The sequence below is a fragment of the Tangfeifania diversioriginum genome (assembly GCF_900141875.1).
GTDB classification, from domain to species: Bacteria; Bacteroidota; Bacteroidia; order Bacteroidales; family Prolixibacteraceae; genus Tangfeifania; species Tangfeifania diversioriginum.
Map to the genome: position 1 here is coordinate 77,040 of NZ_FQZE01000004.1, position 14,388 is coordinate 91,427.

At 40.7% G+C, this 14,388-nt stretch carries 11 protein-coding genes; 6 read left to right on the plus strand and 5 right to left on the minus strand.

All coding sequences use genetic code 11. The features are described 5' to 3' along the window. Positions 1 to 6 precede the first annotated feature (6 nt). Positions 7 to 657, plus strand: coding sequence for an outer membrane lipoprotein periplasmic chaperone LolA1 (locus tag BUC07_RS03645; RefSeq protein ID WP_073165735.1), 651 nt, complete (start codon positions 7 to 9; stop codon positions 655 to 657). Positions 658 to 667: 10 nt separating this feature from the next. Here the strand turns inward: BUC07_RS03645 and pyk are convergent, their stop codons facing one another. Together pyk and aroQ are read right to left on the minus strand one after the other, a co-directional pair. Further along, positions 668 to 2,077, minus strand: a complete 1,410-nt coding sequence (pyk, locus tag BUC07_RS03650) for a pyruvate kinase (RefSeq protein ID WP_073165737.1) — start codon at positions 2,075 to 2,077, stop codon at positions 668 to 670. A gap of 108 nt (positions 2,078 to 2,185) precedes the next feature. Continuing rightward, a complete protein-coding gene (gene aroQ / locus BUC07_RS03655; protein WP_073165739.1) occupies positions 2,186 to 2,599 on the minus strand; it encodes a type II 3-dehydroquinate dehydratase in 414 nt (137 codons plus the stop codon). A gap of 135 nt (positions 2,600 to 2,734) precedes the next feature. Here aroQ and xerD point away from each other — a divergent pair, with 135 nt between their 5' ends. Beyond that, complete coding sequence (gene xerD / locus BUC07_RS03660; RefSeq protein WP_245792629.1) at positions 2,735 to 3,643, plus strand: site-specific tyrosine recombinase XerD; 909 nt, start codon at positions 2,735 to 2,737, stop codon at positions 3,641 to 3,643. Between the two features lie 229 nt (positions 3,644 to 3,872). Beyond that, a complete protein-coding gene (gene pckA / locus BUC07_RS03665; RefSeq protein WP_073165740.1) occupies positions 3,873 to 5,477 on the plus strand; it encodes a phosphoenolpyruvate carboxykinase (ATP) in 1,605 nt (534 codons plus the stop codon). Between the two features lie 134 nt (positions 5,478 to 5,611). Here the strand turns inward: pckA and BUC07_RS03670 are convergent, their stop codons facing one another. Continuing rightward, complete coding sequence (locus BUC07_RS03670) at positions 5,612 to 7,747, minus strand: FUSC family membrane protein (RefSeq protein WP_073165741.1); 2,136 nt, start codon at positions 7,745 to 7,747, stop codon at positions 5,612 to 5,614. Positions 7,748 to 7,814: 67 nt separating this feature from the next. Further along, positions 7,815 to 8,675 carry a TIGR01777 family oxidoreductase gene (locus BUC07_RS03675; RefSeq protein WP_073165742.1) on the minus strand — a complete coding sequence of 287 codons (861 nt, stop codon included), beginning with the start codon at positions 8,673 to 8,675 and terminating at the stop codon, positions 7,815 to 7,817. 171 nt (positions 8,676 to 8,846) lie between these two features. On the opposite strand from BUC07_RS03675, the gene BUC07_RS03680 reads away from it, so the two are divergent. The 3 genes from BUC07_RS03680 to BUC07_RS03690 are packed head-to-tail and all read left to right on the plus strand — an operon-like array spanning position 8,847 to position 13,420. Then, on the plus strand, positions 8,847 to 10,607 hold the full coding sequence (locus tag BUC07_RS03680) for a chloride channel protein (protein ID WP_245792631.1): 1,761 nt from the start codon (positions 8,847 to 8,849) through the stop codon (positions 10,605 to 10,607). Beyond that, entirely contained in the window at positions 10,600 to 12,396 is a 1,797-nt protein-coding gene (locus BUC07_RS03685; RefSeq protein WP_073165744.1) for a chloride channel protein, read from the plus strand. The genes BUC07_RS03680 and BUC07_RS03685 overlap by 8 nt, the downstream gene beginning before the upstream one ends. A 28-nt stretch (positions 12,397 to 12,424) precedes the next feature. After that, positions 12,425 to 13,420 (plus strand): glycosylasparaginase, encoded by a 996-nt coding sequence (locus tag BUC07_RS03690; RefSeq protein WP_073165745.1) that lies wholly within the window; start codon positions 12,425 to 12,427, stop codon positions 13,418 to 13,420. Between the two features lie 117 nt (positions 13,421 to 13,537). On the opposite strand, the gene BUC07_RS03695 is transcribed toward BUC07_RS03690, so the two are convergent. After that, positions 13,538 to 14,260, minus strand: a complete 723-nt coding sequence (locus tag BUC07_RS03695; protein WP_073165756.1) for a cytidylate kinase-like family protein — start codon at positions 14,258 to 14,260, stop codon at positions 13,538 to 13,540. Positions 14,261 to 14,388: the final 128 nt, after the last annotated feature.

Genomic DNA, 14,388 nt, shown 5'->3' on the forward strand with positions numbered 1-14,388 from the left:
TTAAAAATGAAGAGAATATTTTTTATCGGGATTATTGGATTAATTCCTTTTCTTGCAGTTGCACAAAACGGCTCACAAGCCAAACAGATTTTAAATGAAGTAAGCGAAAAAACGCAATCATACAATACAATTTCAGCCAGTTTTATTTTTTCTATGGATAATGAAGAAATGGAAATTCATGAGAAAAATGAAGGTTCCATTCAGTTGAAAGGACAAAGATATGTTGTTGATTTACCCGATGTGGGCATGAAGGTTTATTCTGACGGCGAAACCCTTTGGAACTACATGGAAGACGGCAACCAGGTTACCATTTCGAACATTGAGGACAACAGCAGCGAATTAATGGATCCCTCTTCTATTTTTAGTATTTATGAAAAAGGATTTGAATCGAAATACATCGGCGAAAAGCAAAACAGGGGTAAAACATTGTATCAGATTGAACTATATCCCGATACCGATGCCCACGATGTTTCAAAAATTGTTTTATTCATCGACAAGTCGAATATGATGATCAATTCAGCTGTTCTCCACGGAACCGACGGGAATTTATACGGTATTGAAGTGACCCAAATGAATATTGACACCGAATTAACTGATGATTATTTTGTTTTCGATGCAAGTAATTACGGTGATATTGAGATAATCGACTTTCGGTAAAATTACCTTTTTAATCCTTTGGAATTATTTTGTCCACTGTTGAAATTTCGATAAATGAAGCTCCGCAGTCTTCACCAAACCGGCCACCAACATAAATAACCAAATCGTCTGACGTTATTGTATTATCGGCAACCAATGTTTTAAAAGCCGCTTTTTGAATTTTCATTTTATCCTTTTTCATTTCCAGAAACGAAGGAATAATGCCGAATGAAAGTGCAAGCTCGCGCACAACGCGTTGTGAATGGCATTTGGCATAAACCGGAATATCGGAGCGGTAAGCAGCAAGATACCTGGCGGTTCTCCCTGTAGTTGTTGAAGTTATAATTGCTTTTGGTTCCAGCTCTTTGGCAGTTCTAATGGCCGAGTGAGCCAGGTAAGCGGGTATCTCTTTTTTAGTTGGCGGAATAATTACATCGTAGCGTTTATCGCGGTCGGGTTCTACCTCAAGAGCAACCCGCTCCATCGTTTTTACCGACTCCACAGGATATTTTCCCATTGCTGTTTCGCCGCTTAACATTATGGCGTCAGCACGCGAATAAACAGCACTGGCCACATCGTTAACTTCGGCGCGGGTAGGGCGTGGGTTTTCAATCATGCTGTGAAGCATTTGGGTCGCAATTATTACCGGCTTTTTCTGTACAATTGCTTTACGTATCAGGTTACGCTGCACAGTTGGTATTTTTTCAGCCGGAAGTTCAATTCCCAGGTCGCCCCGGGCAACCATAATTCCGTATGAATGTTCCAGAATTTCGTCAATTTTTTCAACTCCTTCCAGGTTTTCAATCTTGGCAATCAGTTTTATCGGGCTGTTTATGCTGTCTAAAAATTTCTGAACTTCAAAAATGTCTTCTTCATTTCTGACAAACGAGTGGGCAATAAAATCAATTTCATTTTCTTCAGCAAACCTGATGAATTCTTTATCTCTGTCAGAAAGCGATGGCAAATGAGTTGCAACCCCCGGAATATTTACACTCTTTTTGTTTTTAATTCTACCGTTATTGTTCACCCGGCAAAAAAGTACATCTCTCTTTTTTTCTTCAACAGTCACCTCAATATCGCCGTCATCAAACAGTATTCGGTCGCCTGGTTTGCAGTCTTTAGCAAAGTCGCGGTAGTTTACACAAACATTTTCGTGCTCGCTTTTCGTCTCCTTGTACGAAATTGTAATTATCTGCCCTTCGTTTACATCAATTTCTGACTGCAGGCTGCAGGTTCTGATTTCAGGCCCTTTGGTGTCAATCAGAATGGCTATTTTATCAGAAACAGCTTTGATGTTTTTTACCATTTCTTTTCCTGACTCGGGGGTAATGTGGGCGGTGTTGATACGGGCCACGTTCATTCCCGCATCAAAAAGCGACTGGATAAACTCTTTCTCGCACCGTTTGTCGGATATTGTTGCTACAATTTTAGTTTGTCTCATTTTTCAGCTAATTTTTTAGAAGCCGCAAAAGTATGGCCTTTTTTGTATAAATTTAAGGAAACTCCCCCAATGCACCGCAATATTAAGAATTGAATAACCCGGTAATTTTTACAAAAAACTTTGTATGGCCAGTTTGTAAGAGCCAAGCCCAAACCCCATGATACATCCTTTGCAAACAGGCCCGATAATTGATTTGTGCCTGAAATTCTCACGCGACAGCGTGTTGGAGATGTGAATCTCTACGGTTGGAGCAGGAACTGCGGCAATGGCATCGCGAATGGCCACCGAAGTATGTGTATAGGCCCCGGCATTAATAATAATACCATCAACAGCAAAACCATGCTCATGGATTTTATCGATAATCTCTCCTTCAATATTTGATTGAAAATAAGTTAAATCCAGTTCAGAAAATTGAGTTTTTAACTCTTCAAAATAATTTTCAAAATTTTCCGAACCGTATATGGTTTTTTCACGCTTTCCTAACAAATTTAAATTGGGCCCGTTAATAATCAATAAATTCATTATATTTCGTTTTTAATATTTTTTGTAGTAACTTTATAGTTAATTAAACGTATCTAAAAGCATTATTATCTGGATATTATTGATTGACGAAGTTAGTATTAAAAATTTTTAAATCTAATGATTTAAAAGTAAAATATGAAAGTTATGAAATGGGAAGACAGTAAAAAAGGGTATGAAAATTACCTTAAATTAGAAAAATCACTTTCGCAAAATTCAGTTGCGGCTTATATTAACGATATAAATAAACTGGTTGATTTTTTGGAAACAAGCCAAAAGCGGGTAACTCCTGAACGTGTTAAACTGCAGCATTTAAAGAGTTTTGTAGAATGGCTCAATGAAAGGGGAGTTAGTCCGAGGACGCAGGCCCGAACTATTTCGGGCATAAAATCATTTTATAAGTATTTGCTGATAGAAGGAAAAATATCAAGCGACCCGACAGCTTTACTTGAATCGCCCAAAATCGGCCGGAAATTACCTGATATTTTATCGATGGAGGAAATTGATACCCTGATTGATGCCATCGACCTTGAAAAACCCGAAGGCCAGCGCAATAAAGCCATGCTCGAAACACTGTACAGTTGCGGGTTAAGGGTTTCTGAGCTGGTTAACCTGAAATTAACCAACTTGTTTTTCGATCAAGGGTTCATAAAAATTGAAGGAAAAGCAGATAAAGAAAGGCTTGTGCCTGTTAGTAACCGGGCCGTTGAAGAAATTAACAAATACATGAATGGTTACCGCAAAAAACTGAAAATTCACAAAGAGAGTGAAAATATATTGTTTTTAAACCGTAGAGGGAAAAAACTGAGCCGGGTAATGGTATTCACCATAATTAAAAATCTTTCGCAAAAAATTAATCTCGATAAAAAAATCAGTCCGCATACTTTCAGGCATTCCTTTGCTACGCACCTTATAAATGGCGGAGCCGATTTAAGAGCTGTTCAGGAAATGTTGGGACACGAATCAATATTAACTACCGAAATTTATACCCATATCGATCGCGATTACCTGAAGGATACAATCCATCAGTATCACCCAAGATCATGAATTGATTTACCAATTGTATAGTTAAAAAGGTGTTTCCCGAAAGGAGCACCTTTTTTATGAATAATCAAACTTTCGACCGTTCCGGTTTCATTGTTAAGATAATGTTTAATCGGTCGGTAAAACAGGGCAAATGGACTGTTTTATCCACCTCAAGCAGAAAAAAAAGTTATTTTTGTTTCCCGGATATAGGTAGAATATCAAGTTTTACAAAGTTAATTATTAGGTAGTTATGAAAAATTTAGATTTATCGAAGTACGGAATTCAAGACGTACAGGAAATTGTTTACAACCCATCTTATGAACAGCTTTTTGAAGAAGAAACCAGCCCCGGATTGGAAGGTTTTGAAAAAGGGCAGGTAACCGAATTGGGAGCTGTAAATGTAATGACAGGTGAATTCACCGGACGTTCGCCAAAGGACAAATACATTGTTAAGGACGACACAACAAAAGACACCATCTGGTGGACTTCTCCTGAGTCTCCAAACGACAATAAACCTGTTACTCCCGAGGTTTGGAAGGAACTCAAAGAAAACACGGTAAAACAACTTTCCGGTAAAAGATTATTTGTTATTGATTGCTTCGCTGGTGCAAATGAAAATTCACGAATGAAAATTCGTTTCATTATGGAAGTAGCATGGCAGGCACATTTTGTGAAAAACATGTTTATCCGCCCAACAGAGGAGGAATTAGAAAATTTTGAGCCAGACTTTGTTTCATTAAACGGAGCAAAAACTGTAAATGAGAAATGGAAAGAACACGGTTTAAATTCAGAGGTTTATACTGTTTTCAACCTTACTGAAAAAATGCACGTTCTTGGTGGCTCATGGTATGGTGGTGAAATGAAGAAAGGTATGTTCGCCATGATGAACTACTTCCTTCCATTAAACGAAATGGCTGCAATGCACTGTTCGGCTAATGTTGGCAAAGATGGTGATGTTGCAATCTTTTTCGGACTTTCAGGTACAGGTAAAACAACCCTTTCAACCGATCCTAACCGCCAGTTAATTGGTGATGATGAACACGGTTGGGACGAAAACGGCGTATTTAACTTCGAAGGTGGTTGCTATGCAAAAACCATTCACCTTGACCCTGAAGCAGAACCAGACATCTACAATGCCATCAAACGCAATGCATTGCTAGAAAACGTAACAGTTGACGAAAATGGTAAAATTGATTTCGACGACAATTCAGTAACTGAAAACACTCGCGTATCATATCCGATTTACCACATCGACAACATTGTTAAGCCTGTTTCCAAAGCCGGTCATGCAAACAAAGTAATTTTCCTTACAGCTGATGCTTTTGGTGTATTGCCTCCGGTAGCAAAACTTACTCCTGAGCAAACTAAATATCACTTTCTTTCAGGATTTACAGCAAAATTAGCCGGAACTGAGCGTGGTGTTACAACTCCACAGCCCACATTCTCAGCTTGTTTTGGTGAGGCATTTCTTTCATTGCACCCAACTAAATACGGTGAAGAACTGGTTCGGAAAATGGATGAACACGGAGCAGAAGCTTACCTTGTAAACACCGGATGGAACGGAACCGGAAAACGTATCTCAATTAAAGATACACGTGGTATTATTACTGCTATTCTTGACGGATCAATCGAGAAAGCTCCTACCAAGAACCTCCCTATCTTTAACCTTGAAATTCCTACAGAATTGACTGGTGTTAAAACAGAGATTCTTGATCCACGCGACACTTACGCTGATGTAACGAAATGGGAAGAAAAAGCAAAAGACCTTGCTTCTAAATTTATCAAAAACTTCGAGAAATATACTGATAACGAAGAAGGAAAATCGCTTGTTGCTGCTGGTCCGCAATTAGACTAAATATTGTACAGTCACTTATAATAAAACCTTTCGTCAACCGGCGAAAGGTTTTTTTTTGCTTTAAAGCGGATGTGTAAATCCGAAAGAATTACCAATTTTTTATTGGGAATAATGAGACGATGACAACAAATTCATTACCGGACATCCCATGTTTCATCCAGTTCCCTGATAATTTTTGAAGCCGTATCTGCAATGTTGTAAATAATACGCAGGTTTTGTTTTTTCAACCCCGAGCCGGTTGAAACAATTTGTTTTTGAAGATTCAGCAGCAGGGGAGAAATATCATCCGGAATTTGCTGCTCCCGGTTAAGCAGATAATTGCCTGCTTTGTTCAATACCTCAGTTATTTGACGAGAAATTTCCTGTAAATTTTTAATTGCCACCAGGTTGCTTTCCCTGTGGGCTCCCAGCGCCGAAATATGCGACAACAAAGCATGGTTAAGGAAAGTAAGGGTAAACGCATGCTGCATTAGCTTTTGTTTGCTTTTAGGTTCCTGTCGCATACTGTTCCAGGCCTGTGCCAGTTCGTTGTCAGCCAGGTGGGCATCCCGGCGCGCAATCCGGTAGGCAAGGTCATCGGTACTGGGTTTTTCGTATTCGGTAACCACAGCCTGTAGGTAGTCCATGTTTTTTTGCAGCGCTTTTGCTATTAATTCAGGCATTCGGCGGTATTGCCAGCCGGGCCATAAAAACCGAATGGTAAGAAATGAAAGCGATGCGCCCAGCAATGTATCTGTTAATCGGGGAATCATAATGTTAATACCTCCGTCTTTGGCAATAATATTAAAAGCACAAATAACGAAGGTGGTAATGAAAATAACCGCAATGGAATATCGTTTATGCAGCCAGTAAAAAAAGGCTGCTGAAGAAACGAGCATCAGAATAACCTGTGCGGCAGTGTTGGTGAAAGCCTGTAAAAGCAACGCCCCCAGTACAACTCCTGTAGCTGTTCCCAGCACCCGCTGAAATAACCGGCGGCGGGTGTCGCTGTAAGTAATCTGGCTAACAAACATGCTGGTTAACATTACCCAGGCTCCTTTATCGAGGTGAAACGTTTTTACCAATATGTAACCTATCAAAAAACTCAGGCTCAACCGCAGCGCGTAGCGCATACGCGGATGTTTGAATGAAAGAAGTTGGCGTAACTTCTCCATCGGTCGCTCCCTGTCTTTCCTTAATTTTGGAATTGAAGTACCTTCTTCCTGATCATCCAGATTTTTTAACGATAAGTGTGAGCGGTGCAAATTATGGTGAAGCAATATAAGCGGTTGTGTCCTGGTGGAATCTAACTTTTTCAGTTTATCTTCCACTGCCTGTGAGATCCATTCCAGCGCCGGCGGATGATGGTAGTGTACGCCTGTGAGCATACTTTCTGCCAATTGTTGGGTTGCATGGGCCAACTGGTGAAGCATTTCACCCAAACCTTCCATGACCTCCAGATTTTCTTTGGTGTCGCTTAGTTTATCATGGCGTTCGTGACTGGAGGCAGCTCTTTCGTGCAAGCTTTGTAAAAGCATAAATCGTTGCAGATAGGGGCGCAACAGTTCCTGATCTTTAAGCTCTCTTCCGTAATTATTCAATACGGCTAAAATCTTTTCGAGAGAGTTTACCACGGTGATATTTAAAAGCGACAAGTCTTTGTTAAGAGCAGCCTGCTCTTGTTTTTTGCTGGGAAAAAGCAATGCCTTTTTTTCAAGATACCCCGACAATGCCCTGAAACCGGTGGCCATTTGTTTATCGAGCAAACGCCAGGGATCCAGGAACAAAAAAAGTAAAGTAAGCCCACCGTGAAAAAGAGCTCCCAGCGGCAGCAACACTGCCTGCCAGTACCATGCAGGACTGATTTCGATGCCCAGCATTGCGTAAATACCAATTAGCACAGATCCAAAAGTAATGGCGCGGTAACGTTCGCCAATTCCTCCCAGCAGGATAAAAACGATAGTTGAAAGCACAAAACCTGTTCCCAGCAAAATGGGATGATCGTATAAAAGACCAACAGCAAAACTTGAAATAAAAAAACTGAGTATAGTTATTGCAAGTGCCTTAACACGGCCTTTCGGGTGGTCGTCGGTTTCGGAAAGTGCACCAGCCAGTGCGCCCAAAGCCAGAGTAACTCCGTAAAATGGCAATCCGGCAATAATAAAAGGAATGGATAAAACACCCATTGAAAAAGTCGCCCGCAAGGCAAATACACGATCGGGATAGCGCCAGAAAACTTGCTGAAATTGTTGATAGCTTTGTTGCAAAACACGTTTATTCAACTTGCTCATGAAGCTTGCTTAATTGATTATTCGGTGCAAATTTAACGAAAGGAGTTTTAATCTGCTTCTTTTCGTTCTACCCGGTAATCTCTTTTAATGTAGATTCTATATCAGGATAGCTGAATTCAAAATTTTGTTTTTCAAGTTCCCGTGGAATCACCTCCGGGCTTTCAGTGAGTAATGTTGCTGCTTTTCCGTAAACCACTCGCAGGGCAAATTCCGGAACAGGGATTATAGCCGGGCGTTTCAAAGCGCCGGCCATTGCTTTTGTAAAACCTTTGTTGGTAATTTTTTGGGGGGCAGCCAGATTGTAAATTCCGTCCCGCCCGGATTGATCAAGCGCCCATGTAAAAGCACGCGCCACATCTTTTTCATGTACAAACGGAAAGGGTTGTTTGCCGTTGCCAATTTTTCCACCAAGGCCAAGCTTGAAAGGCAGCCACAATTTTTTTATGGTTTGGGCCTCCTTTCCCAAAACCACCCCAAGTCTGAAAATAGTAAGTTCAACATTTCCAGGGAGATCCTTCCAGGCGTTTTCCCAGTCTTTTACAACTGTTCCCACAAATCCGTTATCAAAATCGGTGCTCTTTTCATCGTGCGAACCATTTACAGCGTAAATACCAACCGCAGACGCTGAAATTACTTTTTGCGGACGCTGGTCTTCATTCATTTTCTGAATTGCTTTTACCAGTTTACTGGTAGTTTGAACCCGGCTTTCGTAAATTACCTGTTTGTTGTGACTGGTCCAGCGTTGCAAAATGGGAGCCCCGGCAAGGTTAATCAGAACCTGTGTCCCTTTTAGTTGCGCAGCAAGTTCATCAGTTGAGCCATACAAAAAACTGCGACTGATTGGCAAAACCTGGTGTCTTTTTTCTATCAATTCTTTTTTTATCACCTCTCCTAAATAACCGGAGGCACCTGTCATTTTAATTTGCATAGTTTTAAAGTTTATCTGTTTCAAATCTATTGAATTATGAGTTGATATATATCATTTTTACAATTAATTTTTGGGAAACAATTTTTTAATATTGGAAGTTAGGCTAAAACTAATCCTGAAACCTCAGGTTTTGTTATTTTTACAGTTTCAATGAGCTTTACATTACATATAATGGCGCGTTTCCACCGCTGGCGGAAGAGGAACATGAGTGAGCGTAGCTTTATTACAGCTATGAGCATCCTTGTGGGCCTGTTTTCCGGGCTGGCGGCAGTGGTTCTTAAGAATACGGTCCATTATACTCAGCTGCTTGTAAATAAATTAATATCAACCGATGTGCCGAATTACATCTATTTTGCACTTCCTTTAGCAGGTGTTTCTTTAACGGTGCTTGTCATTAAATTTGTTGTCAGGAAAAACGTGCGGCACGGAATTCCCAATGTGCTCCACAGTATTTCAAAAAAGAAGGGGCGGATAAGTTTTCATAATTTATATTCATCAGTAATAACAAGTGCGTTGACAGTAGGATTTGGAGGTTCGGTGGGGCTGGAAGGTCCGACTGTTGCAACCGGAACAGCCTGGGGGTCATGGCTGGCCCAAACATTCAGAATGAATTACAAAAACACAATTTTGATACTGGCTTGTGCATGTGCCGGAGCTATGGCCGCTATTTTTAAAGCACCCATTGCTGCCATTGTGTTTGCTGTTGAAGTGATTATGATCGACCTCACCGTTTTTTCACTTGTGCCTTTGTTGTTGTCATCTGCCACTGCGGTTTTGGTGTCCTATCTTTTCCTGGGGCAAAGTGTACTTTACCCGTTTGATGTGGAGCAGGCTTTTGTTATGGACGATTTGCCGCACTATATTCTGCTGGGAATTCTTGCAGGATTCGTTTCGGTCTATTTTACAAAAGTTTACATGTTTTTCAGTAATCTTTTCGATCGGATGAAAAATAACCTGGTCAGGTTAATGGTTGGTGGTGCAGGCCTGGGTATCCTGATTTTTCTTTTCCCCTCACTTTTTGGTGAAGGCTATGAAGCCATAAACAGCGGTTTGGCAGGAAACCTCGAATACCTTTTTAACAACAGCTTATTTTACAGTTACCATGAGAATTTATGGGTGACCATGGTACTTTTGGGATTGGTTGTACTTTTTAAAATTGTGGCCACCTCACTAACATTTGGCAGCGGAGGAATTGGTGGCATTTTTGCGCCCACACTTTTTATGGGCGTAAATACCGGATTGCTTTTTGCTTATGTAAACAATATAATAGGTTTTCATAAAATTAATGAAAATAATTTTGCTCTTATAGGAATGGCCGGGCTGATTGCCGGAGTGCTCCATGCCCCGTTAACAGGAATTTTCCTGATTGCCGATATTTCAGGAGGTTACGAGTTGTTTGTTCCGCTGATGATTACTTCTACTTTTGCTTTTATAGTTGTGCGGGCTTTTACACCCAACTCAGTTTATCATGTACAGCTGGCCCAACGGAGGGAATTGCTTACCCACGATAAAGATGCCAATGTATTGCAAATGCTTGAAGTAAGAGAACTGATTGAAAACGATTTTGAAAAATTATCGCCCGATGCTACTCTGCGCGATTTAACAACAGCCATTTCACGAAATCATCGTAACTTGTTCCCTGTTGTTGATGACGAGGGACGGATGCTGGGAATGGTAAAAATGGACGATGTCAGGGAATTGATTTTTAAGCAGGAACAATACGATAAAGTGAAGATTAAAGACCTGATGTATATGCCCGAGTATTCAATTTCACCGGATGACAATATGGAAGTGGTGGCCAATAAATTTGAATCATCAGGCAGGTACAACCTTGCTGTGATTGATAATAACGGGTACTATTATGGTTTCATATCAAGGGCCCGGGTTTTCACAAAATACCGAAAACAAATTATAGATGTTTCGCATGTATAGGATATTGGGGAAAAAAGCTTACAAGCACTGGCTCAATAAGCTCATTGTTTGGAGAATTGCGAGAATTCCCGAAAAACAATTTATTTATATTCTCAGCCTAATTGTGGGGGTTGTGAGTGGTTTGGCTGCCCTTGCACTGAAAAATCTTATCCATTTTATTGCCGGGCAGCTTACCAGCTGGTTCGATTCCGATTCCATAAGTTATCTCTATTTGGTTTACCCGCTGGTTGGCATTTTTTTTACTGCTCTGTTTGTGCGTTTTATTGTGAAAGACAATATCGGGCACGGGGTTTCAAAAATATTATATTCCATATCACGCCAGAACAGCAGGTTGCGAAGGCACAATACATGGTCGTCAATGATTGCCAGTTCGTTTACGATTGGTTTTGGTGGGTCGGTAGGGGCAGAGGCTCCGGTTGTGTTAACCGGTGCATCGATTGGCTCCAACCTGGCCAGGCTATTTAAACTTAATTATAAATACATAACATTGATGATTGGTTGCGGGGCAGCAGGAGGTATTGCCGGTATTTTTAATGCGCCCATTGCCGGTATTGTTTTTACCCTCGAGGTACTGATGCTCGACTTAACCATGGCTCATCTCATTCCTCTGCTGATTTCTTCAGTTACCGCAACTATTCTTTCTTACTTTTTTATGGGCGAAGGGGTGTTGCTGCGTTTTTCACTGGTAAATGATTTTAATGTAGATAATGTCTGGTTTTATATATTGCTCGGCATCTTTTCCGGCCTTGTGGCTATATATTTTACCCGCATGACAATGTTTGTAGAAAGCCGGTTTAAAAAAATAAAATCGTGGGGATTACGACTCCTGCTGGGAGGAATTGTAATGGGGGTAATGGTTTTTGTTTTTCCTCCGCTCTGGGGCGAAGGCTACACCGGGATTGTCACTATTTTCAACGGCCAGGGTAATGAATTGCTGAACAACTCCATGTTTTTTTCATGGAAAAATAACGAATATCTTATTGTTCTGTTTTTGGCCGGTGTGCTGATTTTTAAGGTAATTGCAATGGCAGCCACCACAGGCTCAGGTGGTGTAGGCGGAATTTTTGCCCCCACACTTTTTATGGGGGCTGTTGCCGGTTTCTTTTTCGCAAAATTTTTAAATATTTCCAACAGTGTGATGCTTCCGGAAGATAATTTTGCACTGGCAGGAATGGCCGGGATGATGGCTGCCGTTATGCATGCCCCGTTAACGGCTATTTTTTTAACTGCCGAAATAACGCGTGGCTATGATATGTTTATTCCCCTCATTATCACATCGACGGCTGCATATTTAACCATTATGCGTTTTGAACCTCATTCTGTTTACACTAAACAACTGGCCAAAAGCGGCGACCTTATTACACATCATAAAGATAAAGCGGTGTTGAAGTTAATGGAGGTAAGGCAACTCATTGAAACCGATTTTGAAGAACTTTCGACCGGCGCAACTTTGGGCGATTTAGTAAAAGCAATTTCGCATTCAAAAAGAAATTTGTATCCTGTGGTTGACCCAAACAGGGTTTTACACGGAATGGTAAAACTGGCCGACGTTAAGAACCTGATTTTTGAACAGGAACTATACGATAAAGTAAAAGTAAAAGACCTGATGTATATGCCGGAACATTATATTTCGCCAACTGATACAATGGAAAAAGTTGCGGAAAAATTTGAATCTTCGGGACGGTATAATCTCGCTGTAATTGATAATGGTAAATACCTGGGATTTATATCAAGGGCTGTTGCATTTTCAAAATACAGGAAAATGTTGCAGGATTTTTCGAACGAATAAGATTGTTTCTGAAAAAATAAATGTCAAAATGGTTACACGTCGTTCATTCATAACTAAAAGTACAATTGGAATTGCAGGAATAAGCGCATCAACGAAAATGTTTGCGTCGGAAATGTGGAAAGCTGAACCTTGTAAGCCGGTTGTTATTTCAACCTGGAATCATGGTTTACCTGCCAATGAAGAGGCCTGGAAAATTCTTGCCGGCAATGGGTATTCGCTCGACGCGGTTGAAGCCGGTGTGCGCGTACCTGAGGCTGATCCGGAAGTGATTACCGTGGGTTACGGCGGAATTCCCGATGCCAAAGGAAAAGTAACGCTCGATGCCTGCATTATGAATGAAAAAGGCGATGCGGGTTCAGTAGCTTATTTGCAACATATTATGCATCCGGTTTCGGTTGCCCGGCTGGTAATGGAAAAAACCCCACATGTTATGCTGAGCGGGAAAGGAGCCCTTAAATTTGCACTGGCCAATGGTTTCGAAAAAGAAAAGCTGTTGACACATGACATGCGCAAACGCTGGAAAAAATGGAAAAAAGAGAAGCGGGAATTCAGTCCTAAAATTAATATTGAAAACCAGCTGGAAGAAAACCACGATACCATTAGCATGCTTGCTGTTGATAGCGATGGTCGTTTGTGTGGTGCCTGCACCACCAGCGGAATGGCCTTTAAAATGCATGGCCGGGTAGGTGATTCGCCAATTATTGGAGCCGGCCTTTTTGTTGACGGCGAAGTGGGGGGGGCTGCCGCTACCGGGTCGGGCGAGCTGGTTATGAAAACGCTGGGATCTTTTCTGGTGGTGGAGTTCATGCGCAACGGGATGTCGCCGGCAAAAGCCTGCGAAGAAGCAGTGAAGCGCATTGTGAAAAAAGTACCCGATTACGAAAACCACCAGATTGGATATATTGCTTTGAGCAAATCGGGTGAATACGGTGCATTTTCACTTCAGCCTGGTTTCGACTATGCAGTTAAAAACCACGAATTTACCGGTTTAAAAGAAGCCGAAGCATGGCTGAAAAAGTTATAAAAAAAGCTGCCTTTTCAGACAGCTTTTTGTAAGGTGAGAAGAATTTAAATTTTAATAATTTCTATCGAATTAAGAACAAAATTTTTACATTTCAAAAATATTCAGGGTTTATTTCATTCAGTACTCCTCGTGTTGTGAAATTATTTTTTTGTTTTTCAGAATATTTACAATGGCATCAATAATTTCGTCATCCTGCATGGAGGCATAATTAAAAATCACATCAAAATCATCGTTCATCGCTTTTCGGCCAATCACTTTTTCAATAAATGAATCCCTTTTTAAATCCATTTCTTTAACGTATTCAACTGCTTCAGCCTGCAGGCAGTCTTTTAACTGCATAATCCGGCTAATCCGCCACTCCATGGGGGCTTCCAGTCGTACATTAAGTTTGTTGGGCAAATCCCTTAAAATTACGCCGGCCGAGCGGCCAACAATAATTACCCTTCCTTTGCAGGCCAACCGGCAAACAACACCTTTAAAAGCGTCTATCATTTTTTCATCCGAGATATCGTAAATAGTCTCATTGGAAAACGAATGAGCCACTTTTTTCAACATCTCGGTGGATTCTTCTTTATCATCGTAGTCACCTTCTTTTACTTCTTCAATTATCTCATCCACCACATCTTCAAATATGTTTTTGTCAACCCATCTCCATTCGGCGTCGGTTTTGGTGTCCGACATATAGCTGTAACCAGTCAGGATTTTAGACAGTTTAATGGCTATTCGCTGTGCAGAACAACCCGACTGGCGCGAAATTGTGACTATGGGTCCCGGAAAAGTTCCTGTTTCCAGGTTGCAGCAGATAATGTCTCGCATAAAACTTTTAACAAATCTTTTCATATCTTGCCTTAATTTATTTTCGTTTTTATATCCGAAGTTACAATCAAATATTTGTTAATTAAACCATATATGTTGTAAAATAGGTAAATTGTGGAATGTTATTCAACAACTTTTAGTAAAATGACCAT

What these genes read in the sequence shown, in the direction of transcription:
- pyk (WP_073165737.1), bottom strand. Translation starts at nt 2,077, where the DNA reads ATGAGACAAACTAAAATTGTAGCAACAATATCCGACAAACGGTGCGAG.
- BUC07_RS03670 (WP_073165741.1), bottom strand. Translation starts at nt 7,747, where the DNA reads ATGAGCAAGTTGAATAAACGTGTTTTGCAACAAAGCTATCAACAATTT.
- aroQ (WP_073165739.1), bottom strand. Translation starts at nt 2,599, where the DNA reads ATGAATTTATTGATTATTAACGGGCCCAATTTAAATTTGTTAGGAAAG.
- BUC07_RS03645 (WP_073165735.1), top strand. Translation starts at nt 7, where the DNA reads ATGAAGAGAATATTTTTTATCGGGATTATTGGATTAATTCCTTTTCTT.
- BUC07_RS03675 (WP_073165742.1), bottom strand. Translation starts at nt 8,675, where the DNA reads ATGCAAATTAAAATGACAGGTGCCTCCGGTTATTTAGGAGAGGTGATA.
- BUC07_RS03695 (WP_073165756.1), bottom strand. Translation starts at nt 14,260, where the DNA reads ATGAAAAGATTTGTTAAAAGTTTTATGCGAGACATTATCTGCTGCAAC.
- BUC07_RS03685 (WP_073165744.1), top strand. Translation starts at nt 10,600, where the DNA reads ATGTATAGGATATTGGGGAAAAAAGCTTACAAGCACTGGCTCAATAAG.
- pckA (WP_073165740.1), top strand. Translation starts at nt 3,873, where the DNA reads ATGAAAAATTTAGATTTATCGAAGTACGGAATTCAAGACGTACAGGAA.
- xerD (WP_245792629.1), top strand. Translation starts at nt 2,735, where the DNA reads ATGAAAGTTATGAAATGGGAAGACAGTAAAAAAGGGTATGAAAATTAC.
- BUC07_RS03680 (WP_245792631.1), top strand. Translation starts at nt 8,847, where the DNA reads ATGGCGCGTTTCCACCGCTGGCGGAAGAGGAACATGAGTGAGCGTAGC.
- BUC07_RS03690 (WP_073165745.1), top strand. Translation starts at nt 12,425, where the DNA reads ATGGTTACACGTCGTTCATTCATAACTAAAAGTACAATTGGAATTGCA.